The sequence below is a fragment of the Piezobacter thermophilus genome (assembly GCF_055386745.1).
Genome location: NZ_AP042380.1, coordinates 3,000,727 through 3,023,345, shown reverse-complemented (window position 1 = coordinate 3,023,345; position 22,619 = coordinate 3,000,727). Strand labels below are relative to the sequence as shown.

The following is a 22,619-nucleotide window of genomic DNA, read 5'->3' as shown; positions in this document are numbered from 1 at the left end:
GCGGTCAACCGCTTTTTGACCATCCGGTCCGGGAATCGTCCGGCTGCCGTCACGGCAGGTCGCGGGCATAGATCAGCGCATCCACCGCCGCCGCGTCCGGACGCCGGTAATATCCACGCCGGCGCCCGCAGGGGGTAAAGCCCGTCGCCTGGTAAAGAGCGATCGCGGGGGCGTTGTCGGCGGCCACTTCCAGGAAGGCGCGTCCTGCGCCGCACTGCGCGGCCCGCCGCGTCCAGGCGGCCATGAGTGCCCGCGCCAGCCCGCGGCGCCGATGTGCGGGATGGGTGGCGATGGTCAGAAGCTCGGCCTCGTCCGCGACCACCCGCACCAGCGCGAAGGCGCGTGTGTCGCCCACCGCAAAACACCCCGGCTGTGCCAGGAGATCGGCGAATTCGGTTTTGCTCCAGGCCCGGCCCTGCGCGAAGGCGGCGGCGTGGATGCGGGCCATTTCGGCAGGGGTCATCAGTCCAGCAGGGCAGGCGGCCGGTCGCGCGACGGTGCGGCATCGGCCGGGCGGATGTAAAGGGGCGAGGGCGGCGGCTCCGGTGCCGGCCAGCGCGCGGCGGCGATGCGTGACACCGCTTCGACCAGCCGGGCCGGGGCGGGTTGCGGGGCAAGCTCCATGCCCGCCCGCGCCGCATGTGCCGTGGCTTGGGGCGGATCCATGATCGCGTGGGGCGCGTTACCCATTTCCACGTAAAGCTGTCCGCGCGCGGCGGGCACCGTGATCAGCCCGGTGCATGTCAGCCTGCGCGCCGCGAAACCGTCCACGCCATAGGCCGGCACCCCCAGCCCCAGCGCCAGCCCCCGCGCGGCCGCCACCGAGATGCGGATGCCGGTGAAATTGCCCGGACCCACGCCGACCCCCAGCGCGGCAAGATCGCGCCAGCCGGCGCCGGCCTCGGCCAGAAGCTCTTCGAGCAGCGGCATCAGCCGCTCGGCCTGCCCGCGGCGCATCTCTTCGGCCCGCGCCGCCACCAGCCGGTCGCCGCACAGCAAAGCGGCCGCGCAATGCGCGGCCGACGTGTCGAAGCCAAGGATGAGCAGATCAGACACCAACCGGTCGCACCTCGGTTACTTCGGGGATGTAGTGGCGCAGCAGGTTCTCGATCCCCATCTTCAGCGTCAGCGTGGAAGAGGGGCAACCGGCACAGGCGCCCTGCATGTGCAGATAGACCACCCCGCGCTCGAACCCGTGGAAGGTGATGTCGCCGCCGTCCTGGGCCACTGCCGGGCGCACGCGGGTGTCCAGAAGCTCCTTGATCTGGTTGACGATCTCGGAATCGTCGCCGCTGAATTCGGCATGTCCGCCGCCGTCGCCCTCCATCGCCGGGGCGCCGGACTGGAAATGCTCCATCACCGCGCCCAGGATTGCCGGCTTGAGATGATCCCATTCCACCGCGTCATCCTTGGTCACGGTGACGAAATCATTGCCCAGGAACACGGCCTTCACGCCCTGGACCGCGAAGATGCGGCTGGCCAGGGGCGATTTTGCCGCCGCCTCGGCCGAGGGAAAATCGGCGGTGCCGGTTTCAAGAACCGTCTGGCCGGGCAGGAATTTCAGGGTCGCCGGGTTGGGCGTCGACTCGGTCTGGATGAACATTTCGGGATCTCCGTTGGCTTGCTCTGGATATGCGGCCGCCCACCGCACGAGTCAAGCTTTGGAATGATTCCAGACTGGCCGTGGCCCGTCCTTTCCCGCCGATACCGTGGCGATTGGGGGAAGACATGTTTGACTTTTACGAACAAAATAAGAACATGTTCCGGCTCCACCCCTGTTGCCGGGCATTTGCCATGTTCGCCGAATTGTCGATCACCTCGAACTTCACCTTCCTGACCGGGGCCTCGCATCCCGAGGAATTCGTGGACCGCGCCGCCGCGCTGGGGCTGTCGGCAGTCGCGATTGCCGATGACAACTCGGTGGCCGGGATCGTACGGGCGCATCTGCGGGCGCGCGAGATTGCGCGGCTGGTCGCCGAACGGGAGGCGTGGGATGCTACCCATGATCCCGTCGGCCCCTCGTGTCCCGCGCACATTCCGTCCCCCTCCTCTTTTCCGGTCCGCGCCGCCCCGCGCCTGATCCCGGCTGCGCGGCTGGTGCTTGCCGATGCGCCGCCGGTGACCGTCCTGCCGGAAGACCGCGCCGGCTGGGCAAACCTGTGCCGCATCCTGACCACCGGGCGGCTGCGCACCGGGAAGGGCCGTTGCGACCTGCAGCTTGCCGATCTGCTGGAGCGCCCCGACGGGGTGCAGCTGCTGCTCTGGCCCGGCAACTGGGCGCGGTTTGCCGATGCGCTGCACCGGCGCTTTGGCGGGCGGATGCACCTGCTGATGCGCCCGCATTACGATGGCCGCGATGCCGAACGCTTCGCCGGGCTGGACCGGGCCGCGGCGGGGCTGGGGATTCCGACTCTGGCCTGTGCCGCCCCGATCATGCATCACGGCCGCCGCCGCAGGCTGGCCGATGTGCTGAGTGCGATCCGCCTGAAGTGCCGGGTGGACGATCTGGGCCGCGCGGCGCTGCCCAACGCCGAGAGGCGCCTGCGTTCGCGGGACGAGATGCGCCGCCTGTTCGCCGGCCATGAACGCGCCGTGGACCGGGCGCAGGCGCTGGCCGGGCGGCTGCGGTTTTCGCTGGACGAGCTGCGCCATGAATACCCCTCCGAGGTGTCGGGCGGCGAATCCCCCGCCCGCCGGCTGGCGCGGCTGGCACGCGCGGGGCTCGCGCGGCGCTATCCCGCCGGCGCGCCCGGGCGGGTGCGCAGGATGCTGGAGCATGAACTTGCCGTCATCGCCCGGCTGAAATACGAACCCTACTTCCTGACCGTGCATGACATCGTGGATTTCGCCCGCTCCCGCGGCATTCTCTGCCAGGGGAGGGGCTCGGCGGCCAATTCGGTGGTCTGCTACTGCCTGGGAATCACCTCGGTCTCGCCCGAGGTCGGGTCGATGGTGTTCGAACGCTTCGTTTCCGAGGCGCGCAACGAGCCGCCCGACATCGACGTGGATTTCGAACACGAACGCCGCGAGGAGGTGATCCAGCACATCTACGACCGCTACGGCCGCCACCGGGCGGGGCTGTGCGCCACCGTGATCCACTATCGCGGCAAGCGTGCGATCCGCGAGGTCGGCCGCGCCATGGGACTGGCCGAGGATACGCTTGCCGCGCTTGCCTCGCAGCTGTGGGGGTGGGGCAGCGACGGCGCGCTGACCGACGCGCGGCTGCGCGAGATCGGCCTCGATCCCGGCGACCGGCGGCTGCGCCAGACGCTGGCGCTGGTCAGGGAAATCATCGGCTTTCCCCGCCATCTGTCCCAGCATGTGGGCGGGTTCGTGATTGCCGAGGGACGCCTGGACGAACTGGTCCCCGTAGAGAATGCGACGATGGAGGGGCGCACCGTCATCTGCTGGGACAAGGACGACCTTGACGCGCTGGGCATCCTCAAGGTGGACGTGCTGTCGCTGGGCATGCTCACCTGCATCCGCAAGGCGTTCGAGCTGATCCGCGCCCATCACGGGGAAGACTGGACCCTGGCCACCCTGCCGCCCGAGGACCGGGCGGTTTACGACATGCTGTGCCGGGCCGATACGGTGGGCGTCTTTCAGGTGGAAAGCCGGGCGCAGATGAACTTCCTGCCACGCATGAAGCCCCGCAACTTCTACGACCTGGTGATCCAGGTGGCGATCATCCGCCCCGGCCCCATCCAGGGCGACATGGTGCACCCCTATATCCGCCGCCGCAACGGCGAGGAGGCGGTGACCTTCCCCTCGGACGCGCTGGGCGAGGTGCTGGGCAAGACCATGGGCGTGCCGCTGTTTCAGGAACAGGCCATGCAGATCGCCATGATCGGCGCCGGGTTCTCCCCGGAACAGGCCGACCGGCTGCGCCGGTCGCTGGCGACCTTCCGGCGCCGCGGCAGCGTCAGCGAATTTCGCTCCCTGTTCATGCGCGGCATGGCGGCCAACGGGTATGACGAGGAGTTCGCCGCGCGCTGCTTTTCCCAGATCGAGGGATTCGGCGCCTATGGCTTCCCCGAAAGCCACGCGGCCTCTTTCGCGCTGCTGGTCTATGCCAGCGCCTGGATCAAGTGCCACCACCCCGGCATCTTCGCCTGCGCGCTGCTGAATTCCCAGCCGATGGGGTTCTATGCGCCGGCCCAGATCATCCGCGACGCCCGCGCCCACGGGGTTGAAGTGCGCCCCGTGGATATCAACGCCAGCTTCTGGGACAACGTGATGGAGCCCGACGGACGCGGCGGGCTGGCGCTGCGGCTGGGGTTTCGCCAGATCCGGGGCCTGCGCGAAGAGGATGCCGTCTGGATCGCGGCGGCGCGCGGCAACGGCTATCGCAGGGTCGAGGATGTCTGGCGCCGGGCCGGGATCGTCCCCGCGGTGATCGTCCGCCTGGCCGAGGCGGACGTGTTCGCCAGCCTCGGCCTGAACCGGCGCGAGGCGATGTGGCAGGCCAGGGCCATCGGCCGGGCCCGGCCGTTGCCGCTCTTTGCCGGCGACATCGAGGGCGAGGCGATCCGCGAACCCCCCGCGCATCTGCCGCGGATGAGCCTTGGCGAAGAGGTGGTGGAAGATCATGTCGCCATGCGGCTGAGCCTTCGGGCGCATCCGGTGGCCCTGCTTCGCCATCTGTTGACGCCGGGTGCCGATCCGGTCTCTGTTCGGGGCGCCGGGATGGGCGGAGAGGCGCCGAACCGGGCATCGGCGGCGGCAAAGGCGCACAAGGTCGGGCGAAAGGCGGTTCAACCTTGCCGCCCGAGGCGCTAGAAGGCGCCTGACAATCCGATCGGAGGCCCGCGCATGTCCACTCCCAAGCCCGTCGTTCTGTGCATCCTCGATGGCTGGGGCATTTCCGAAAGCACGCAGGCGAACGCGCCGCATCTTGCGGATACGCCCTGCTTCGACGCGCTCATGGCCAGCGCGCCGCACGCGACCCTAGTCACCCATGGGCGCGATGTCGGCCTGCCCAGCGGGCAGATGGGAAATTCCGAGGTCGGCCACACCAATATCGGCGCCGGCCGGGTGGTGGCGATGGATCTGGGGCAGATCGACCTGGCCATCGAGGACGGCAGCTTCTTCACCAATCCCGCGCTGCGCGACTTCATCGACCGGCTGAAACACAGCGGCGGGGCGGCGCATCTTCTGGGGCTGGCCTCGGATGGCGGGGTGCACGCCCATATCGACCACATGCTGGCTGCGGCGGGGGAAATCGCGCGGGCGGGCATTCCGGTGGTTCTGCATGCCATCACCGACGGGCGCGACGTGGCACCGAAATCGGCGGATGAGCACATGGCCGCGCTTGAGGCCCGCAAGCCTGCCGGCGCGCGGATCGGCACGGTCATCGGGCGCTATTATGCCATGGATCGCGACCGGCGCTGGGACCGGGTCGAACGGGCCTTTGCCGCCGTCATCCACGCCCGGGGGCTGCCGGTCGAAAGCGCCTCTGCCGCCGTGGCCGAGGCCTGGGCGCGGGGTGAGACGGACGAGTTCATCCAGCCCGCGGTGATCGGGGACTACGGCGGCATCCGTGACGGAGACGGGCTGTTCTGCGTCAATTTCCGCGCCGATCGGGTGCGCGAGATCCTCGCCGCCATCGGCGACCCGCAATTTGCCGATTTCGAGACCGGCCCGCGGCCGAAGCTGGCGGCTCTGATGGGCATGGCCGAGTATTCCGACCAGCACAACGAATACATGACCACCATGTATCCCAAGCAGGCGATCAAGAATACGCTGGCCGAATGGGTGGCCCGGCACGGGTTGCGGCAGTTCCACCTGGCGGAAACCGAGAAATACCCCCATGTCACCTTCTTCTTCAACGGCGGGCGGGAACGGCCCGAGCCGGGTGAAGACCGCTACATGGCGCCTTCGCCCAAGGTGGCGACCTACGACCTGAAACCCGAGATGTCGGCGGACGAGGTCACGGAACATTTTGTTGCGGCGATCGAAAAGGGGTATGACCTGATCGTGGTCAATTACGCCAACCCCGACATGGTCGGCCATACGGGCGACCTGGATGCCGCGATCCGCGCCTGCGAGGCGGTGGACCGCGGCCTTGGCCGCGTCGTGGCCGCGCTGGAGGCTGCGGGCGGGGCGATGATCGTCACCGCCGATCACGGCAACTGCGAAACCATGATCGACCCGGAAACCGGTGGTCCGCATACCGCCCACACCACCAACCCGGTGCCGGTGATCCTTGTCGGTGGCCCCGAGGGCGCGCGGCTGCACAACGGGCGGCTGGCCGACCTGGCGCCGACGATCCTGCAGCTGATGGGCCTGCCCAAGCCGCCCGAGATGACCGGGGAAAGCCTGATCGCATGATGCTGCGCGCCGCGATTGCCGGGTTTGCGATCTGGGCTGGCGCGGCCCATGCCCAGACCGCCGACCCGGCCGAGGCGGCGCTTGCTGCGGCAAGGCAGCTGGAACAGGCGACCCGCTCGCTGGAGCAGGCGCAGAAGGCCTCCGACCGGGTCAAGGCCCTGAGCGAAACCATACGCGCCTACGAGGCCGGTCTTGCCGCCATGCGCGAGGGGCTGCGCCGGGTATCGATCCGCGAAACCCGGCTGGAGCGCCAGTTCAAGGCGCGCGAGGACGAGATTTCCCAGCTTCTGGGGGTGTTGCAGACCATCGAATTCGCGCCGCCGCCAGTGCTTCTGGTGCATCCCGCCGGACCGTTGGGCAGCGCGCGGGCGGCGATGATGCTGGCCGAGGTGACGCCGGCGCTGAAGGCGCGCGCCGAGAAGCTGCGCCGCGACCTGGAAGAGGTAAAGACCCTGCGGATGCTGCAGAAGAAGGCGGCGACCCGGCTCGAAGCCGGTCTGGCCGGCATCCAGAAGGCGCGGGCCGAACTGAGCAGGGCGATTGCCGACCGCACCGACCTGCCGCGCCGCTTCACCGAGGATCCGGTGCGTACCGCGATCCTGATCGCCTCGACCGAGACGCTGGACGGGTTCGCCTCGGGCCTGTCACAGATCGCCGACGGCGAGATTGCCGCCTCGGCCGCGGATATCCGCGACCTGAAGGGAAAGCTGCCCCTGCCGGTGCGGGGGGTGGTTCTGCGCCGGGCGGGCGAGGCGGACGCCGCCGGGGTCAAGCGCCCCGGCCTGATCGTGGCGACCCGCCCGCGGGCGCTGGTGACCACGCCCGCGGCGGCGACGATCCGGTATCTGGGGCCGTTGCTGGATCTGGGCAACGTGGTGATACTCGAGCTTCAACCGGACATGCTGGTGGTTCTCTCGGGGCTGCGCGAGGTGTATGGCGAAGCCGGACAGGTGATTCCCGAAGGCACGCCGGTGGGGTTGATGGGGGGCGAGGGGCCCGAAATCGGCGCCCTTCTTTCACCAACCGGTGATGGCACTGGCGAAGACCTTTCGGAGACGCTTTATATTGAGGTAAGGGAAGATAACCGCCCCGTTGACCCGGAGACGTGGTTTCGCACCGACAAGGATGGATGACACAAGAATGAGAAAATTCGTGATTGCGGCGTTGAGCGGCACGCTGGCCGGCATCATCGCGACGGCGCAGGTGGCAGGGCCGCTTGTCGCCAAGGAGGCCAAGCAGAACGCCAGCGTCTACGAGCAGCTCGACCTGTTCGGAGACATCTTCGAGCGTATCCGCGCCCAGTACGTGGAAAAGGTCGATGACAAGAAGCTGATCGAGGCGGCGATCAACGGGATGCTGACCTCGCTCGATCCGCATTCGAGCTATCTGCCCCCCGAGGCGGCCGAGGCCATGCGGGTCCAGACCCGGGGCGAATTCGGCGGGCTGGGGATCGAGGTCACGCAGGAAGACGGCTTCGTCAAGGTCGTCTCTCCCATGGACGGAACGCCCGCGGCCGAAGCCGGCATCCAGGCGGGCGACTTCATCACCCATGTGGACGGCGAAAGCCTTCTGGGGCTGACGCTGGACGAGGCGGTGGACCTGATGCGCGGCCCGGTCGGGTCGGAAATCGTCATCACGGTGGTGCGCAAGGGGGTGGACGAACCCTTCGACGTGTCCATCATCCGTGACACCATCAAGCTGACCGCCGTGCGCGCCCGGACCGAGGGGCGGGCGGTGGTCCTGCGCATTTCCACCTTCAACGAGCAGACCCAGCCGAACCTCGTGGAAGGGCTGAAAAGGGAAGTCGAGGCCGCCGGCGGCATGGACAAGATCGACGGCTTCGTCCTGGACCTGCGCAACAATCCCGGCGGGCTTCTGAACCAGGCGATCAAGGTTGCCGACGACTTTCTCGAAAAAGGCGAGATCGTCAGCACCCGCGGGCGCAACCCGGAGGATGGCGAACGCTTCAACGCAACCCCCGGCGATCTGGCGCAGGGCAAACCGATCGTGGTGCTGATCAATGGCGGGTCGGCCTCGGCCTCGGAAATCGTGACCGGTGCATTGAAGGATCACCGCCGGGCAATCGTGGTGGGAACCAAGAGCTTCGGCAAGGGGTCTGTGCAGACGGTGATGCCGATGCGCGGGGGCGGTGCGATGCGCCTGACCACGGCCCGCTACTACACGCCGTCGGGGAGGTCGATCCAGGCGCTGGGCATCTCGCCCGACATCATCGTCGAACAGCAGCCGCCCAGGGACGACACGGAAGAGGCGAAGAAAAAGCGCCCGGCCCGCTCCGAGGCGACCCTGCGCGGGCGTCTGAACAACGACAGCCTGACCGAGGACGAGATCCGCCAGATCGAGGAAGAGCGTGCACAGGCCGAGGCCTCTGCGGAACTGCGCAACCGCGATTACCAGCTGGCCTATGCGATCGACATTCTTCGCGGGCTTGCGGCGCTGCGTTCGGCGGCCGAGTGAAGAGGCGGCACCGCGCCTCGGTGGCGTGGGCGTGACGGATAATGGCGGAGGTGCCGGCAGCGCCTCCGCCTTTTTTGGCGCGGATGCGGGGCCCTTACATCGTTTCCAGGCAGTGGCGGCGGAAGGCGCGCTTGAGCATGTCCAGTTCGGCCCGCAGCAGGTCCACCTCGGCCCGCAGGTCGTCGGACAGTACCTCTCCCGCGATCAGGCAGAAATCGCCCAGCTTCTCGCCGTCGGTTTCGTCGAAGACCAGGATCGTGTGCACGCCATCGGCCAGCGCCCGTTTCGGGATCGGGATGGTCAGATCCCAGCACGAATCATCGAGGTTTTCGGTCAGTTGCACGTCTTCGACCGGTTCGTCCAGGTAGCGGACCCCGACCGGCGGAGGCATGCCGTTGAGGTCGGCGCCATAGATCCGGCCCTCCCACACGCCGTTGCGCAGCCGGATCTTGGTCAGCTTCAGCTTGCTCATGGATGGCCTCCTAGAATGCGGCGCGGCGGTGGCGCGAAAAGGTGATGTCGCGAATCGTCACCTGGTTCATGTCCGGCGCTTCGAAAATCAGGTCCAGCCAGATCTTTTCGATCCGTTTTTCGTTCATGCGCGAATAGGCCAGGTCGAATTCGACCACGACGTCCTGTTCCTTCAACGGCAGTTCGCGCACGATCTGTTCGGTATTGGGGCCGTGCCGGATATTCAGTCGGGCGAAGATTTCCAGCGGCTTTTCCGTCTCGACGATCGTTTCCACGCGCATCAGGTGATCGCGGGTCATGCCGTGGGCGGCCTCGGGGGGCAGGTCGATCACCAGCGACAGGAAGGATCCGTCGAACTTGAAAACGTCCATCCGCAACCCGTACGCGGCCAGATCCTTTTCGCGGGTGTTCCGCACCTGCCGAAGCGTCAGCTCGGAAAACTCGCAGTCGTGGAACATGGTCACTTCGTCGCCCAGCTTCGACCTGCTGGGGACCGAGCTGATCCCCGGAACCGGCAGCGGGCCGCGCCACAGTTCGGGTCGCCATGCCCAGTCGGTCCCGTGCGGCCTGGGGAACGAGGAATTGCCCTCGCGCGGGAGCGCCAGCCGGCCGTCGGCCACGTGGATCAGCTGATCGAGATGGGTGCGCAATTGCCGGGCGCGGTTGCGCTGCTGGCGCAAAAGCGCCAGATCCGCCGTTTTCGCATTCCGGGCAGCCCGGCGCCAGCGGCGCAACGCGCCCGCGTGAAAAAGCCGATCCGTGATCCTGCCCATTGACCCCCTCGTCGCCCCGGCCGGGGCTGATCCTGATTTGTCGCCATTTTAGCGAATGCTGCGCGGGCAGATAAACAGGCAATTGTTTCCAAATCCGAAATATTATTCTTGACCGCCCGGGCGCGCCGGGCGGCTTGCAGGCATCGCGGAACTGTTGCAGATGTGTCCGACAGTCCTTGGAAACAGGCGCCTGCCGGCAGGAGGGCCGGCATGCTACCCGGGCGCAGAGGGGTCGGGAATGAAGATCGGGGCCTATGCTGCGCATGAAAGGCTGGTCGCGCCGGCCCGCAGATACCCCGAGCTGTGGCGCCTGGTCCTCGGCCTCGGTCTGGTGGCCGTGGTTGCCATCTTCTTCAACTCGGCGCTGCAGGCGGTCCTGGCCGCCGCATGGCCGGAATTCCGCCCGGCCGAGATGCGCTCTGGCAGCCGCCCCGGCCCGATGCTGGTACTGCTGGGCGGATTCGCGTTCCTGACCTTCGGTACCTTCGTGGCCGCCCGCGTCCTGCAGCATCGCGACCCGCTGGGCATCATCGGGCCGCTGCCGCAGGCGGTGCGGCAGTTCTGGCGGGTGTTGCGCCTGCTCGGCCTGCTGGGCGCGGTCGTTCTGGTGTTGCCACCCTATGATTTCGGCGAACCCTTGCGTCCCAATCTGCCCCTGTCGCGCTGGCTGATGCTGCTGCCGCTGTCGCTGCTGGCGGTGTTCATCCAGACCTCGGCCGAGGAAATCCTGTTTCGCGGCTATCTTCAGCAGGGACTTGCTGCGCGGTTCAAAAGCCCCCTGGCCTGGGCTCTGATCCCTTCGCTGTTGTTCGCTTCCGGGCACTACACGCCGGCCGAGGCCGGGGACAATGCCCTTCTGGTGGTGCTGTGGGCAGGGGTCTTCGGTGTTCTCATGGCCGATCTCACGGCGCGCGCCGGAACCCTTGGCCCGGCCATCGCCGTGCATCTGTTCAACAACGTCGTGGCGCTCGTGATCTTCGCCACGCCCGGAAGCCTCGACGGTCTGGCGCTGTATCACCTGCCCTTCGACATGGCCGATACCGAAAGGCTGCGGCCGTGGCTGGCGGTCGATTTCGCGATGATGGTGCTGACATGGCTTGCGGCGCGGGTGGCGATCGGGCGCTGATTGCATTTGCCGCCTGTCGGGCTTATCTGGGCGGCACGTATTTGCCGAGGGGGTGCGCATGAACTGGATCACCAACTATGTCCGGCCGAAGATCAACTCGATCTTTTCGCGGCGCGAGACACCCGAGAACCTTTGGCACAAATGCGAAAGCTGCGGGACGATGCTGTTCCACCGGGAGTTCAAGGACAACCTGAACGTCTGCACCAGTTGCGGCCACCACATGGCGATCAGCCCGCGCGCCCGATTTGCCGCCCTGTTCGACGGCGGCGTGTTCACCGAGGTCGACGTGCCCGAACCGGTGGTCGATCCGCTGCACTTCCGCGATCAGAAGAAGTACCCCGACCGGATGAAGGCGGCCCAGAAGGTCACCGGCGAGAAGGAGGCGATGCTGGTCGCCGCCGGCGAGATCGGGCGCACCCCGATCATCGCGGCCGCCCAGGATTTTGCCTTCATGGGCGGTTCCATGGGCATGTATGTGGGCAACGCGATCATTGCCGCGGCGGAAGAGGCCGTCCGGCTGAAGCGGCCGCTGATCCTGTTCTCGGCCGCCGGCGGCGCCCGCATGCAGGAGGGCATCCTGTCGCTGATGCAGATGCCGCGCACCACCGTTGCCGTCCAGATGCTGAAGGAGGCGGGACTGCCCTATATCGTGGTGCTGACCCATCCCACCACGGGCGGGGTGACGGCCTCGTATGCGATGCTGGGGGATGTGCATATCGCCGAACCCAATGCGCTGATCTGCTTTGCCGGGCCGCGGGTGATCGAACAGACCATCCGCGAGACCCTGCCCGAGGGGTTCCAGCGCGCGGAATATCTGCTCGATCACGGGATGATCGACCGGGTAACGCCGCGCGGCCAGTTGCGGGACGAGCTGATCCGCATCACCCGGCTGCTTCTGGGGCTGAGCCCGGCGGTTGCCGCCGACCTTCCGGCGCCGGAGACATCCGCATCGAAGGAAGGCGAAGGTTCTTCCGGCGAAGGCGACGACGCCGGGAGATGAGCGGGACCGCTTCGGACGCCATCCTGACGCGGATGATGGCGCTGCATCCCAGGGTGATCGACCTGACGCTCGACCGGGTGTGGCGGCTGCTGCGGGCGCTGGGCGATCCGCAGGAGTGTCTGCCGCCGGTGGTCCATGTGGCCGGCACCAATGGCAAGGGCTCGACGCTGGCGATGATCCGTGCGGGGATGGAGGCGGCGGGCAAGCGTGTGCACGCCTATACCTCGCCGCACCTGGTGCGGTTCCACGAACGGATCCGGCTGGCGGGCAGACTGATCTCAGAACCGGATCTGGCGGCGATTCTGGACGAATGCGCGGCTGCCAATGGCGGTGCTCCGATCACTTATTTCGAGATCACCACCTGTGCGGCGCTGCTGGCATTCTCGCGGGTGGCGGCGGATTTCACCCTGCTGGAGGTGGGGCTGGGCGGGCGGCTGGACGCCACCAATGTGGTTGCACGCCCGGCGCTGACGATCATCACACCGGTGTCGCTCGACCACGAGCAGTTTCTGGGGGATACGCTGCAGAAGATCGCCGCCGAAAAGGCGGGGATTCTCAGGCGCGGCGTGCCCTGCGTGGTTGGCCCGCAATCCGAGGTGGTGATGGAGGTCATCGAGGACAGGGCGGCCCGTCTGGGCGTGCCGTTGATCGCACATGGTCAGCACTGGCATGTCGGGCAGGAACGGGGGCGACTGGTGTTCCAGGACGAATCGGGGCTTGTGGATCTGCCCCTGCCCAGCCTGCCCGGGGCGCATCAGCTGGAAAATGCCGGCGCGGCGGTGGCGGCGCTGCGGCATCTGGGCTTCGACGAGGCCGCCTGCGAGGCGGCGGTGACGCGCGCGCAGTGGCCGGCGCGGATGCAGCGGTTGCGGCGGGGGGCGCTGGTCGAAGCGGCGCCCGGTGTCGAGCTGTGGCTTGACGGCGGGCACAACCCGGCGGCGGGCCGGGCGCTGGCGGCGCATCTGGTGACGTTGCCGAAGCGGCCCACGCATCTGGTCTGCGGGATGCTGAGGACCAAGGATGCGGCGGGCTATCTGCGGCCGCTGGCCGGGGTGGCCGATGGTCTGACCGCGGTATCCATTCCCGGTGAGGCGAACACCCTGCCGGCCGAGGAGACGGCGGCGGTGGCGGCCTCGGTCGGACTGGCGGCGACCACCGCCGGCAGTGTCCGGGAGGCATTGGCACGGATCGCGGTGGATGCGCCACGGGCGCGGGTGCTGATCTGCGGGTCGCTGTACCTGGCGGGGGCGGTGTTGCGCGAGAATGGCTGAAGGGGGGCGCTGCCCCCCTCGGCCCGGAGGGCCTCACCCCCCGGAGTATTTGGGGCAAGAGGAAGAGGGCGCATGGTTGCGCGCCAGGCGGTGGCTTCGCATGTCCGGGCGCATGTCCGGGAAGCTCAAAACCGGTGTCCGCTTTCGAGCGGCATGCTTTATCGCGTGGCGGCCAGCAGAGTCCGGGTGTAGTCGGTCTGCGGATTGTTGAAGAGGTCCTCGGCCGGGCCGGCCTCGATCACGTCGCCCTGTTTCATCACCATCACCTTGTGTGACATGGCGCGCACCACCTTGAGGTCGTGGCTGATGAACAGATAGGCCAGCCCGTGCCGACGTTGCAGCTCGCGCAGCAGGTCCACGATCTGCACCTGCACCGTCATGTCCAGTGCCGAGGTCGGTTCATCCAGCACCAGCAGGCGCGGGCGCAGCACCATGGCGCGGGCGATGGCGATGCGCTGGCGCTGGCCGCCGGAAAATTCGTGCGGGTAGCGGTCCATCATGGCCGGGTCGAGGCCGGTTTCCTCCATTGCCTCGGCCACCAGTTCGCGCCTGTCCCGGTGCGGGTCGATATTGTGGATGGCAAGGCCTTCGGCGATGATCTGGGCGCAGGTCATGCGCGGGGATAGCGATCCGAAGGGATCCTGGAACACGATCTGCATGTCCTTGCGCAGCCGGCGCAATTCGCGTGTGGACCATTGCCGGATGTCCTGGCCGCGGAAGGTGATCCGGCCTTCCGAGCCGATCAGCCGCATGATGGCCAGTGCCAGGGTGGTCTTGCCCGAGCCGCTTTCGCCGACGATTCCCAGCGTTTCGCCCGCACGCACCGAGAGGTTGGCGGCGTTCACGGCCTTGACATGGCCGACCGTGCGCTTGAGGAAGCCGCGCTGGATCGGGAACCAGACGCGCAGGTTTTCGGTGCGCAGGATTTCTTCGGCCTCTGCCGCGACGGGGTCGGGCCGGCCGACGGCTTCGGCGGCCAGGAGTTTGCGGGTATAGGGGTGGCGGGGACTTGCGAAAAGCCGTTCGGTGGGGCCGGTTTCGACGATCTCTCCGTCCTTCATCACGCAGACCCGGTCGGCGATGCGGCGCACGATGCCGAGGTCATGGGTGATGAACAGAAGCCCCATGTTCTCCTGCGCCTTCAGTTCGGCCAGAAGGTCGAGGATCTGCGCCTGGATGGTCACGTCCAGCGCGGTGGTGGGTTCGTCGGCGATCAGGATGTCGGGTTTGTTCGCCAGCGCCATGGCGATCATCACCCGCTGGCGCTGGCCGCCTGAAAGCTGGTGGGGGTAGGCGCCCAAGCGGGCCTCGGGGTCACGGATGCCCACCCGTTCGAGCAGCTCGATGATGCGGGCGCGGGCGGCGTCTCCGGTCAGGCCCTGGTGCAGGGCGAGGCTTTCGGCCAGCTGTTTCTCGATCGTGTGCAGGGGGTTGAGCGAGGTCATCGGCTCCTGGAACACGAAGGAGATGTCGTTGCCCCGCACCTTGCGCAGCAGCACCTCGTCGGCGCCGATCATCTGCCGGCCGTCATAGGTGACCGAGCCCTCGACGATGGCCGAATCGCCCAGCAGCGAGACGGTGGAGAGCGCCGTGACCGATTTGCCCGAGCCCGATTCGCCCACCAGCGCCACGGTTTCGCCGCGGTCCACGGTGAAGGAGACGCCGCGCACGGCCGGGGTGATGCGGCCGTCCTGCCGGAAGGAGACGCGCAGGTTGTCCACTTGCAGCAGCGCCGTCATTGGAACGTCTTTCGCGGGTCGAAGGCATCGCGCACGCCCTCGAAGATGAAGACCAGCAGCGACAGCATGATGGCGAAGGTGAAAAACGCGGTGAAGGCCAGCCAGGGCGCCTGCAGGTTCTGTTTCGCCTGCAGCGTCAGCTCGCCCAGGCTGGGCGATGACGAGGGCAGGCCGAAGCCGAGGAAATCGAGGCTGGCCAGCATCCCGATGGTGCCGGTGACGATGAAGGGCAGCATGGTCAGCGTCGCCACCATCGCGTTGGGCAGCATGTGGCGGAACATGATGGTCATGTTGCCCACCCCCAGCGCCTTTGCCGCGCGCACATATTCGAGGTTGCGCGCGCGCAGGAACTCGGCCCGGACCACGCCGACCAGCGAGGTCCAGCCGAACAGCACCGCGATGATGACCAGCATCCAGAAGGACCTCTGGAAGATCGCGAACATGATGATGATGACATAAAGCGAGGGCGTTGCCGACCAGATCTCGATGATGCGTTGGAAGATCAGGTCGGTCCGCCCGCCGAAGAACCCCTGAATGGCGCCGGCGGCGATGCCGACAAGCGAGGCGATGGTGGTCACGATCAGCGTGAACAGGACCGACAGGCGGAAGCCGTAGATCACCCGCGCCAGCACGTCGCGCTTGGTGTCGTCGGTGCCCAGCCAGTTCTGGCCATTCGGGGGCAGGGGGGCGGCGCCGGGCCGTTCCACGATGGTGTCGAAGGAATAGGGAATCGGCGGCCAGATGGCCCAGCCCTTCTCGATGGGCTGCCCCTCCACCATGCCGTCGGCGGCATCCTCCATCACGCCCTCGGGGTCGTCGAAACAGATGTCCAGCCCCCCGGTGACGATGAGGCATTGCACCTCGGGGTCGGTATAGCTGGCTTCGGTTTCGAAATCGCCGCCGAAGGCGGTTTCGGGATAGAAGCGGAAGACCGGCATGTAGTATTCGCCGCGATACTGCACGAGGATCGGCTTGTCATTGGCGATGAACTCGGCAAACAGCGTTACCCCGAACAGGATTGAGAAGATGATGAGCGACCAGTAGGCGCGGCGGTTGCGCTTGAAGTTGCGCCAGCGGCGCTGGTTGAGGGGGGACAGGGCCATTCAGCCCTCCCGCCGTTCGAAGTCGATCCGGGGATCGACCAGCACATACATCAGATCCGACAGGATCCCCACGATCAGGCCCAGAAGGCCGAAGATGAACAGCGTGCCGAAGATCACCGGGTAGTCGCGCGCCACCGCCGCCTCGAAGCCCAGCCGGCCCAGCCCGTCGAGCGAAAAGATCGTCTCGATGATCAGCGACTGGCCGAAGAAGACGCCGATGAAGACAGCCGGAAAGCCGGCAATCACGATCAGCATGGCGTTGCGGAAGACATGGCCGTAGAGAACGCGTGTCTCGCTCAGCCCCTTGGCGCGGGCGGTCATCACATAGTGCTTCTTGATCTCGTCCAGAAAGCTGTTCTTGGTCAGCAGCGTCAGCGTGGCAAAGGCCGATATGGTCGAGGCCAGCACCGGCAGGGTGATGTGCCAGAAATAGTCCACCACCTTGCCCCACAGGCTCAGGGAGTCCCAGTTGTCCGAGGTCAGCCCGCGCAGCGGGAAGATTTGCCAGTAGGATCCCCCTGCCAGCAGCACCAGCAGCAGGATGGCGAACAGAAAGCCGGGAATGGCATAGGCCACGATGATCAGCGCGCTGGTCCAGGTGTCGAAGCGCGACCCGTCCCGCACCGCCTTGCGGATGCCCAGCGGGATCGACACCAGATAGGCGATCAGCGTGGACCACAGCCCGAGGCTGATCGAGACCGGCATCTTCTCCAGCACCAGATCGGTGACCGAGATCGAGCGGAAATAGCTCTCGCCGAAATCCAGCCGCATGTAGTTCCACATCATGTTCAGGAACCGCTGCAATGGCGGCTTGTCGAAGCCGAATTCGCGCTCCAGTTCCTCGATGAACTCGGGGGGCAGGCCGCGGGCGCCGATATACCGGCCGCCGACATCGCCGGCAGCGGCGGCGCCGGCATCCTCAAGCCCCGTGTTCAGGCCCATCTCGGGCTGGGTTCCGGCAAAGCCGCCGAACACGTCGCCCGCCCCCTGCGCCCGGGCGATGGCCTGTTCCACCGGGCCGCCCGGCACGAACTGCACCAGGACGAAATTGATCACCATGATGCCCAGAAGCGTCGGGATCACCAGCAGCAGCCGGCGCAGGATATAGGCGCCCATGCCCCCTACCTCAGCGCGCCCGAGGCTTTCAGCGCCTCGGCTTTTTCCGCATTGAACCACCAGAAATCGAGGAATCCCAGATCGTAGGGCGGCAGCGGATCGGGGTATTCGTACTGGTCGTAATAGGCCACCCAGTAATTCGCCTTGTACCAGACCGGGATCATGAAGAATTCGTAGCGCAGCGCCCGGTCCAGCGCCCGCAGCATGGTGATCTCTTCCTTGCGGCTGGTCGCGCGCAGCGAGGCGTTGATGATCGCATCCACCAGCGGACTGGCCAGCCCCGCCGGGTTGAACAGCGAAAACGCCGCCTCGGAGGAACCATAGCGCTGCAGCAGCCCGGTGCCGGTTCCAAGGAAGGCCGCATAGGCATCGAAGATCATGTCATAGTCACGATCCCGCCGGCGCAGCGTGTATTGCGCGGCATCCACCTTCTCCAGCCGCGCGTCGATCCCCATCTTGCGCAGATTGGTCATGAAGCTTTCCACCACCGCCCCGAGCGTTCCGTCCGAGGAAGAGTTGAACAGGAAGGTCAGCGTCAGCAGCTGCCCCCGCGCGTTGCGCCGCTTGCCGTCGCTGCCCACCGGCCAGCCGGCCGCGTCCAGCAGCTTCATGGCCTTGCGCAGGTTGCGCCGGTCGGTCAGGCGCTTGGGGCTGGAGGTATGGGGCAGCCGCGCGGGTTCGCTCAGCAGCTCGGGCGGGACCACATCGCCCAGAGATTCGAGGAATTCCCGTTCCGCCCCTTCCGGTACCCCGGTCGCCATCAGCGGCGTGTCCTGCGCGAATGAAACGCGCTGGCGGAACAGCCCGTATTGCAGCGATTCGTTGGTCCATTCGAAATTGTAGCCCAGCGCGATCGCCTCGCGCACGCGCTTGTCCCGGAAGATCTCGCGCCCAAGGTTGAACACGAATCCGGTGGGCGTGGGCGGGGTGCCGTCGGGCAGTTCCCTTTTCACCACCGCGCCGCTGCGAACCTTGGGGAAATCGTAGCCGGTGGCCCATTTGCGCGAATCGCCCTCAAGGCGAAAGGTGTACTCGCCGGCCTTGAAGGCCTCGAAGGCGGCGGTGTCGTCGCCGAAATACTCCACCCGGATGCGGTCGAAATTGAACCGCCCGCGGTTGATCGGAAGATCCCGGCCCCAGTAATCGGGATTGCGCCGATAGACGATCCGGCGGTTCACATCCACCGTTTCCACCATGTAGGGCCCCGATCCGGGCGGGGTCTCCAGCCGGCTTTCGTCCAGCCGCGCGCCGGTTTCCTCGAACCAGCGTTGCGGCCAGACCGGCACGCCGCCGACCTGGTCGATCAGGCTTCGCCGCGAGATGCCGGGGGTGAAGTAGAACTTGATGGTCAGATCGTCGATCACCTCGGCGCGGGGGATGCGCTTCTTCACCGCCACCGCGTAGGAGGGCAGCCCCTGTTCCAGCAGCAGCTCATGGCTGAACAGAACGTCGCGGGCCGTCACCTGCGTTCCGTCCGAGAACCGCGCCTCGGGGCGCATGAAGAACACCACCCAGTCCTTCGATTTCGGATATTCCAGCCCTTCGGCCAGCAGCCCGTACTGTTCGCCATAGGTATCGGCGGGCCCGTCGCCCATCAGGCTTTCATACATGATCCAGCTGAGTTGCCCGCGCCGGCCCTTGCGCGAATAGGGGTTCATGGAGTCGAAGGTGCCAAGCGCCGAGAGGGCGATCTCCCCGCCCTTCGGAGCATCCGGGTTTACGTAAGAGAAATTCGTGAAATCGGGCGGATAGGTCAGATCACCGTAGAATGAATAGCCGTGGCTGCGGATCAGCTCGCCCCCGTCCATGCCGTCCGTGCCGGCCTGCGCCCGCGCTTTCCCGCCCACCAGCACGAAGGACGAAAGTCCTGCAAGGACTGAGCGCCGGGTAAGCCGCAGTCCGGGCAACCGCAGCCGAGCCTTGTTCCGGGCAGATTCCATCGGGTTGTCCTCCGCTGTCCCGGGGCCGGCCGGGCCCCGCCGTTGTCGCTGCAAGCTAATGGCGCCGGGGCCGGATGTTCAAGGTGTTTGCGGGTTACAATTGCGTCAACCTCAATGACCGGCGGCCCCTTCCGGCAGGCCGGGCAGAGCCGCCCGTATCGAAAGGCGCGCCGGATGCTGCGGTTGCGTATGAAAAAGCCACCGCGCAGAGGCGGTGGCTTTCACCCCGGCGCAGGGTGCCGGGTCAGTCGTCGAGACTGTCCAGATAGGCGATGATGTTGGCGCGCTCCTCGGGCTTGGCGAAGCCCTTGAACGACATCTTGGTTCCCGGGACATAGCTTTTCGGGCTGGTCAGGAACTCGTTCAGGGCCTCCGGCGTCCATTCGCCCCCGTGATTTGCCATGGCGTCCGAGTAGCTGAACCCCTCGACCGCGCCAACGGGCCGGCCGACGACGCCGTAAAGATACGGCCCGGTGCTGTTGGCGCCCTTTTCCACCTTGTGGCAGGCGGCGCATTTCTTGAACAGCTTGGCGCCCTTCTTGAGATCCGCCTGTGCCAGAAGATCGGCAAAGCTCACTTCGGTCGCGGCTTCTTCGGTGTCGCCGGCGTCTTCCGTTTCGATCACGTAGGCTGGCTCGCCCTCGCCGCCCACATGATAGAGCACTTCTGCGGCCCACTTGCCCACCAGGAAGATCAGAAAGGCACCCAGAACGCCGCCGGCCGCCTTGGTCACAGTCATCGTGTCAAACATTGATCGCGAGTCCATTTGTCCGTTTGCGGGGGTGTCTAAGGCTTCCCCTCGCGCGAGGCAAGGTATAGACAGCGCGACCAAACGCCCATTTCGCACCTGTTGCACGGAAAACGACATGACCAGACGCATCGCCTTCCAGGGAGAGCCCGGCGCCTACAGCCACGAGGCCTGCCGCAAGGCGCGCCCGGACATGGAGCCTCTGCCCTGCCGCACCTTCGAGGAAACCATCCAGGCGGTGAAGTCGGGCCGGGCGGATCTGGCCATGCTGCCGGTGGAAAACTCGACCTACGGGCGGGTGGCCGACATCCACCGCCTGCTGCCGGAAAGCGGGCTGTTCATCGTGGACGAGGCCTTCGTGCGGGTGCATATCAACCTGATGGCGCTGCCCGGCGTTCAGATCGAGGAAATCGAAACCGTGCGCGCCCATCTGGTGCTGCTGCCGCAGGCCGAGGCCTTTCTGAAACGCTATGGCATCCGTGGTGAGGCGGCCGCCGACAGCGCCGGCGCAGCGGCCGAGATCGCCGCCCGCGGCGACCGGACGCTGGGCGCGCTGGCCTCGGATCTGGCGGCCGAGATCAACGGTCTTCACATCCTTGCCCGGCACATCGAGGACCACGCCCACAACACCACCCGGTTTCTGCTGATGGCGCGGGATGCGGATCACAGGCGCCGGGGCTCGGGGCAGATGATGACCACCTTCGTGTTCCAGGTGCGCAACATACCGGCAGCGCTCTACAAGGCGATGGGCGGCTTTGCCACCAACGGCGTGAACATGACCAAGCTGGAAAGCTACATGGTGGACGGGTCCTTCACCGCCACCCAGTTCTATGCCGACATCGAGGGCCACCCCGACGATCCCAATGTCAGGCTGGCGCTGGAGGAACTGGGCTATTTCACCGCGAAATTCGAGATCCTGGGCGTCTATCCGGCCGCGGCCGAGCGCGGGTGATCTCAGGCAAGCCGTGTGAAGCGCTCCTCGACCATGCGGGCGTAATCCGCGACGCGCCGCTTGAACTGGCGGTCGAGTTTCTTCTTCGTCAGTTTCATGGACTGGATGAACAGGCGCCCGGTCAGGGTCGTGGGTTTGAGCTCGACCGCCACCAGCATCCGCGTCCGCCGCGGCGACAGCGCGACCAGTTCGACCTTCATTCCGCCCGAGATGCTGGGGCTTGTGATGGCGAAGGTCATCCCGTTGGGCGGATCGAGCCGTTCGAGGCATATGCCGACCGTCCGGGTCCGGCCGCGTATCAGGAAGGTCGCGTCCCAGGTCATCCCCTCGGATGGTGCCGCGCTGTCCGAGCCGCGCCGGATCTCGATGCCGCGCCGAATGGCCGAGCGCTCGACGGATTCGAAATCCGACAGGACCCCGAAAACCTCGTCGATCGGCGTTTCGATATCTTGCCTGCTCGAAAATTTCACGGGTTCCTGCCTGTGTCGTGATTGTCCGATTGCGCGGGATTGTCCTATTAATCCAGCCGGTCCGCAACCCAGTTCGACAACAGGAAATGCGCGATCGAGCCGCGGCGGGCGGGCCTGATGCGCGGATGCGCGCCGGCAAGGGCGGCAAGCATGTCCGACCGGCCGACCCAGAAGGCGTCTTCGATTTCGACCGGGTCGATACGGATTTCGGTCGCCAGGGCCTCGGCGCGGCAGCCGATCATCAGCGACGCCGGAAACGGCCAGGGCTGGCTGGCCAGGTAGCCGACCTTGCCCACCGGGACGCCGGTTTCCTCCAGCACTTCGCGGCGCACGGCGGCCTCGATCGTCTCGCCCGGTTCGACGAAGCCGGCCAGCAGTGAATACATGCCCTCGGGCCAGCCGGGCGAGCGGCCCATCAGTACCGAATCGCCATGGGTGACCAGCATGATGACCACCGGGTCGGTGCGCGGGAAATGATGCGCTCCGCAAGAGGGGCACATCCTTTGCCAGCCCGCCATCGCCACCCGGCTGGCCTGCCCGCAGCGCGCGCAGAAGCGGTGGATGGCGTGCCATTCGGTCAGGCCCTTGGCGGTGGCGGCCAGCTCTGCGTGCTGCGCGGACAGGCGGGACATCAGCTGGCGCAGATCTGCAAAGACGTGATCTTCCGGCAGCTTCGGGTGATGCTGCTCGGTCGGGTCGAACATGCGCCCCAGCGCTGCCGTGTCCGCCCCTTCCGGGTTCCAGAACGAAATGTCGCGGGCGAATCGGGGCGCTCCGCCCGCCCGGGTGTCCAGCCCCAGGAAGATCGGCCCTTCGGGATGGCCCAGCGGTTCGTCCGGCAGTATCGGGTGGGTCATCGGCAGAAGGACCAGCGCGTCGCGTCTCGTGCCCCTCACCAGCGGCTTGCCGCGCCACAACACCACGCAGGCGGCGTCCGCGCGTGCGGCCAGACGGGCGATTTCCCCGTCATCCCCGCGTAGTTGCGCCGCCCGGTCCAGCCCCGCGCCGGCGAAAGTCACCTGCTCGGCCACCTGCATGATCGTCTCCGCCCTTGCCCGTTTCGGGGCTGCCACGGCTGGCGGTCGTTTTCAATGGCAAAGCGGCA

The 22,619-nt window shown here is 66.7% G+C and carries 20 protein-coding genes; 8 read left to right on the top strand and 12 right to left on the bottom strand.

Translation table 11 applies throughout. From position 1 onward, the window contains the following. Window positions 1–49 precede the first annotated feature (49 nt). From ACZ5CM_RS14670 to ACZ5CM_RS14660, 3 genes are read right to left on the bottom strand one after another with little or no spacing between them, the layout of a single operon-like run. On the bottom strand, window positions 50–463 hold the full coding sequence (locus tag ACZ5CM_RS14670; RefSeq protein WP_464639695.1) for a GNAT family N-acetyltransferase: 414 nt from the start codon (window positions 461–463) through the stop codon (window positions 50–52). Beyond that, window positions 463–1,059: a tRNA (adenosine(37)-N6)-threonylcarbamoyltransferase complex dimerization subunit type 1 TsaB gene (tsaB, locus tag ACZ5CM_RS14665; RefSeq protein WP_464639693.1), complete on the bottom strand. Its 597-nt coding sequence runs from the start codon at window positions 1,057–1,059 to the stop codon at window positions 463–465. Before tsaB ends, ACZ5CM_RS14670 begins: the two co-directional genes overlap by 1 nt. After that, entirely contained in the window at window positions 1,049–1,603 is a 555-nt protein-coding gene (locus tag ACZ5CM_RS14660; protein ID WP_464639691.1) for a NifU family protein, read from the bottom strand. The genes tsaB and ACZ5CM_RS14660 overlap by 11 nt, the downstream gene beginning before the upstream one ends. Before the next feature lie 191 nt (window positions 1,604–1,794). Here ACZ5CM_RS14660 and ACZ5CM_RS14655 point away from each other — a divergent pair, with 191 nt between their 5' ends. Genes ACZ5CM_RS14655 through ACZ5CM_RS14640 form a run of 4 tightly spaced genes read left to right on the top strand, consistent with a single transcriptional unit; the run spans window position 1,795 to window position 8,805 of the window. Then, window positions 1,795–4,779 carry an error-prone DNA polymerase gene (locus tag ACZ5CM_RS14655; protein ID WP_464642636.1) on the top strand — a complete coding sequence of 995 codons (2,985 nt, stop codon included), beginning with the start codon at window positions 1,795–1,797 and terminating at the stop codon, window positions 4,777–4,779. A gap of 33 nt (window positions 4,780–4,812) precedes the next feature. Beyond that, window positions 4,813–6,330: a 2,3-bisphosphoglycerate-independent phosphoglycerate mutase gene (gene gpmI, locus ACZ5CM_RS14650; protein WP_464639690.1), complete on the top strand. Its 1,518-nt coding sequence runs from the start codon at window positions 4,813–4,815 to the stop codon at window positions 6,328–6,330. After that, window positions 6,327–7,463, top strand: a complete 1,137-nt coding sequence (locus tag ACZ5CM_RS14645) for a murein hydrolase activator EnvC family protein (RefSeq protein ID WP_464639689.1) — start codon at window positions 6,327–6,329, stop codon at window positions 7,461–7,463. Before gpmI ends, ACZ5CM_RS14645 begins: the two co-directional genes overlap by 4 nt. Window positions 7,464–7,470: 7 nt before the next feature. Next, window positions 7,471–8,805 carry a S41 family peptidase gene (locus ACZ5CM_RS14640; RefSeq protein ID WP_464639688.1) on the top strand — a complete coding sequence of 445 codons (1,335 nt, stop codon included), beginning with the start codon at window positions 7,471–7,473 and terminating at the stop codon, window positions 8,803–8,805. Window positions 8,806–8,899: 94 nt separating this feature from the next. Here ACZ5CM_RS14640 and ACZ5CM_RS14635 read toward each other — a convergent pair whose 3' ends face one another. Together ACZ5CM_RS14635 and ACZ5CM_RS14630 are read right to left on the bottom strand one after the other, a co-directional pair. Beyond that, window positions 8,900–9,277 carry a hypothetical protein gene (locus ACZ5CM_RS14635; protein WP_464639686.1) on the bottom strand — a complete coding sequence of 126 codons (378 nt, stop codon included), beginning with the start codon at window positions 9,275–9,277 and terminating at the stop codon, window positions 8,900–8,902. Between the two features lie 10 nt (window positions 9,278–9,287). Further along, window positions 9,288–10,049 (bottom strand): DUF6478 family protein, encoded by a 762-nt coding sequence (locus ACZ5CM_RS14630; protein WP_464639684.1) that lies wholly within the window; start codon window positions 10,047–10,049, stop codon window positions 9,288–9,290. A gap of 238 nt (window positions 10,050–10,287) precedes the next feature. Between ACZ5CM_RS14630 and ACZ5CM_RS14625 the strand changes: the two genes are divergently transcribed. From ACZ5CM_RS14625 to ACZ5CM_RS14615, 3 genes are read left to right on the top strand one after another with little or no spacing between them, the layout of a single operon-like run. Next, entirely contained in the window at window positions 10,288–11,175 is an 888-nt protein-coding gene (locus tag ACZ5CM_RS14625) for a lysostaphin resistance A-like protein (RefSeq protein WP_464639682.1), read from the top strand. 58 nt (window positions 11,176–11,233) lie between these two features. Continuing rightward, window positions 11,234–12,175: an acetyl-CoA carboxylase, carboxyltransferase subunit beta gene (gene accD, locus ACZ5CM_RS14620; protein WP_464639680.1), complete on the top strand. Its 942-nt coding sequence runs from the start codon at window positions 11,234–11,236 to the stop codon at window positions 12,173–12,175. Further along, complete coding sequence (locus tag ACZ5CM_RS14615; protein WP_464639678.1) at window positions 12,172–13,446, top strand: bifunctional folylpolyglutamate synthase/dihydrofolate synthase; 1,275 nt, start codon at window positions 12,172–12,174, stop codon at window positions 13,444–13,446. Before accD ends, ACZ5CM_RS14615 begins: the two co-directional genes overlap by 4 nt. Before the next feature lie 158 nt (window positions 13,447–13,604). Here the strand turns inward: ACZ5CM_RS14615 and ACZ5CM_RS14610 are convergent, their stop codons facing one another. The 5 genes from ACZ5CM_RS14610 to ACZ5CM_RS14590 all read right to left on the bottom strand — a co-directional run bounded on the left by ACZ5CM_RS14610 (window position 13,605) and on the right by ACZ5CM_RS14590 (window position 20,095). Beyond that, on the bottom strand, window positions 13,605–15,185 hold the full coding sequence (locus ACZ5CM_RS14610; protein ID WP_464639676.1) for an ABC transporter ATP-binding protein: 1,581 nt from the start codon (window positions 15,183–15,185) through the stop codon (window positions 13,605–13,607). After that, window positions 15,182–16,288 carry an ABC transporter permease gene (locus ACZ5CM_RS14605; RefSeq protein WP_464639674.1) on the bottom strand — a complete coding sequence of 369 codons (1,107 nt, stop codon included), beginning with the start codon at window positions 16,286–16,288 and terminating at the stop codon, window positions 15,182–15,184. The genes ACZ5CM_RS14610 and ACZ5CM_RS14605 overlap by 4 nt, the downstream gene beginning before the upstream one ends. Further along, window positions 16,289–17,404: a microcin C ABC transporter permease YejB gene (locus tag ACZ5CM_RS14600; protein WP_464639672.1), complete on the bottom strand. Its 1,116-nt coding sequence runs from the start codon at window positions 17,402–17,404 to the stop codon at window positions 16,289–16,291. 5 nt (window positions 17,405–17,409) lie between these two features. Further along, complete coding sequence (locus ACZ5CM_RS14595) at window positions 17,410–19,212, bottom strand: extracellular solute-binding protein (protein ID WP_464642634.1); 1,803 nt, start codon at window positions 19,210–19,212, stop codon at window positions 17,410–17,412. Window positions 19,213–19,588: 376 nt separating this feature from the next. After that, a complete protein-coding gene (locus ACZ5CM_RS14590) occupies window positions 19,589–20,095 on the bottom strand; it encodes a c-type cytochrome (protein ID WP_464639670.1) in 507 nt (168 codons plus the stop codon). Window positions 20,096–20,210: 115 nt separating this feature from the next. On the opposite strand from ACZ5CM_RS14590, the gene ACZ5CM_RS14585 reads away from it, so the two are divergent. Beyond that, window positions 20,211–21,044, top strand: coding sequence for a prephenate dehydratase (locus ACZ5CM_RS14585; RefSeq protein WP_464639668.1), 834 nt, complete (start codon window positions 20,211–20,213; stop codon window positions 21,042–21,044). Between the two features lie 2 nt (window positions 21,045–21,046). On the opposite strand, the gene ACZ5CM_RS14580 is transcribed toward ACZ5CM_RS14585, so the two are convergent. Together ACZ5CM_RS14580 and nudC are read right to left on the bottom strand one after the other, a co-directional pair. Next, a complete protein-coding gene (locus tag ACZ5CM_RS14580) occupies window positions 21,047–21,514 on the bottom strand; it encodes an SRPBCC family protein (protein WP_464639666.1) in 468 nt (155 codons plus the stop codon). Between the two features lie 47 nt (window positions 21,515–21,561). Next, window positions 21,562–22,551, bottom strand: a complete 990-nt coding sequence (gene nudC / locus ACZ5CM_RS14575; protein ID WP_464642632.1) for an NAD(+) diphosphatase — start codon at window positions 22,549–22,551, stop codon at window positions 21,562–21,564. Window positions 22,552–22,619 lie beyond the last annotated feature (68 nt).

Excerpts from the sequence above, each read along its gene's own strand:
- ACZ5CM_RS14670 (WP_464639695.1), bottom strand. The coding sequence starts at position 463 with ATGACCCCTGCCGAAATGGCCCGCATCCACGCCGCCGCCTTCGCGCAG.
- ACZ5CM_RS14660 (WP_464639691.1), bottom strand. The coding sequence starts at position 1,603 with ATGTTCATCCAGACCGAGTCGACGCCCAACCCGGCGACCCTGAAATTC.
- ACZ5CM_RS14655 (WP_464642636.1), top strand. The coding sequence starts at position 1,795 with ATGTTCGCCGAATTGTCGATCACCTCGAACTTCACCTTCCTGACCGGG.
- gpmI (WP_464639690.1), top strand. The coding sequence starts at position 4,813 with ATGTCCACTCCCAAGCCCGTCGTTCTGTGCATCCTCGATGGCTGGGGC.
- ACZ5CM_RS14645 (WP_464639689.1), top strand. The coding sequence starts at position 6,327 with ATGATGCTGCGCGCCGCGATTGCCGGGTTTGCGATCTGGGCTGGCGCG.
- ACZ5CM_RS14640 (WP_464639688.1), top strand. The coding sequence starts at position 7,471 with ATGAGAAAATTCGTGATTGCGGCGTTGAGCGGCACGCTGGCCGGCATC.
- ACZ5CM_RS14635 (WP_464639686.1), bottom strand. The coding sequence starts at position 9,277 with ATGAGCAAGCTGAAGCTGACCAAGATCCGGCTGCGCAACGGCGTGTGG.
- ACZ5CM_RS14630 (WP_464639684.1), bottom strand. The coding sequence starts at position 10,049 with ATGGGCAGGATCACGGATCGGCTTTTTCACGCGGGCGCGTTGCGCCGC.
- ACZ5CM_RS14625 (WP_464639682.1), top strand. The coding sequence starts at position 10,288 with ATGAAGATCGGGGCCTATGCTGCGCATGAAAGGCTGGTCGCGCCGGCC.
- accD (WP_464639680.1), top strand. The coding sequence starts at position 11,234 with ATGAACTGGATCACCAACTATGTCCGGCCGAAGATCAACTCGATCTTT.
- ACZ5CM_RS14615 (WP_464639678.1), top strand. The coding sequence starts at position 12,172 with ATGAGCGGGACCGCTTCGGACGCCATCCTGACGCGGATGATGGCGCTG.
- ACZ5CM_RS14610 (WP_464639676.1), bottom strand. The coding sequence starts at position 15,185 with ATGACGGCGCTGCTGCAAGTGGACAACCTGCGCGTCTCCTTCCGGCAG.
- ACZ5CM_RS14605 (WP_464639674.1), bottom strand. The coding sequence starts at position 16,288 with ATGGCCCTGTCCCCCCTCAACCAGCGCCGCTGGCGCAACTTCAAGCGC.
- ACZ5CM_RS14600 (WP_464639672.1), bottom strand. The coding sequence starts at position 17,404 with ATGGGCGCCTATATCCTGCGCCGGCTGCTGCTGGTGATCCCGACGCTT.
- ACZ5CM_RS14595 (WP_464642634.1), bottom strand. The coding sequence starts at position 19,212 with ATGGACGGGGGCGAGCTGATCCGCAGCCACGGCTATTCATTCTACGGT.
- ACZ5CM_RS14590 (WP_464639670.1), bottom strand. The coding sequence starts at position 20,095 with ATGTTTGACACGATGACTGTGACCAAGGCGGCCGGCGGCGTTCTGGGT.
- ACZ5CM_RS14585 (WP_464639668.1), top strand. The coding sequence starts at position 20,211 with ATGACCAGACGCATCGCCTTCCAGGGAGAGCCCGGCGCCTACAGCCAC.
- nudC (WP_464642632.1), bottom strand. The coding sequence starts at position 22,551 with ATGCAGGTGGCCGAGCAGGTGACTTTCGCCGGCGCGGGGCTGGACCGG.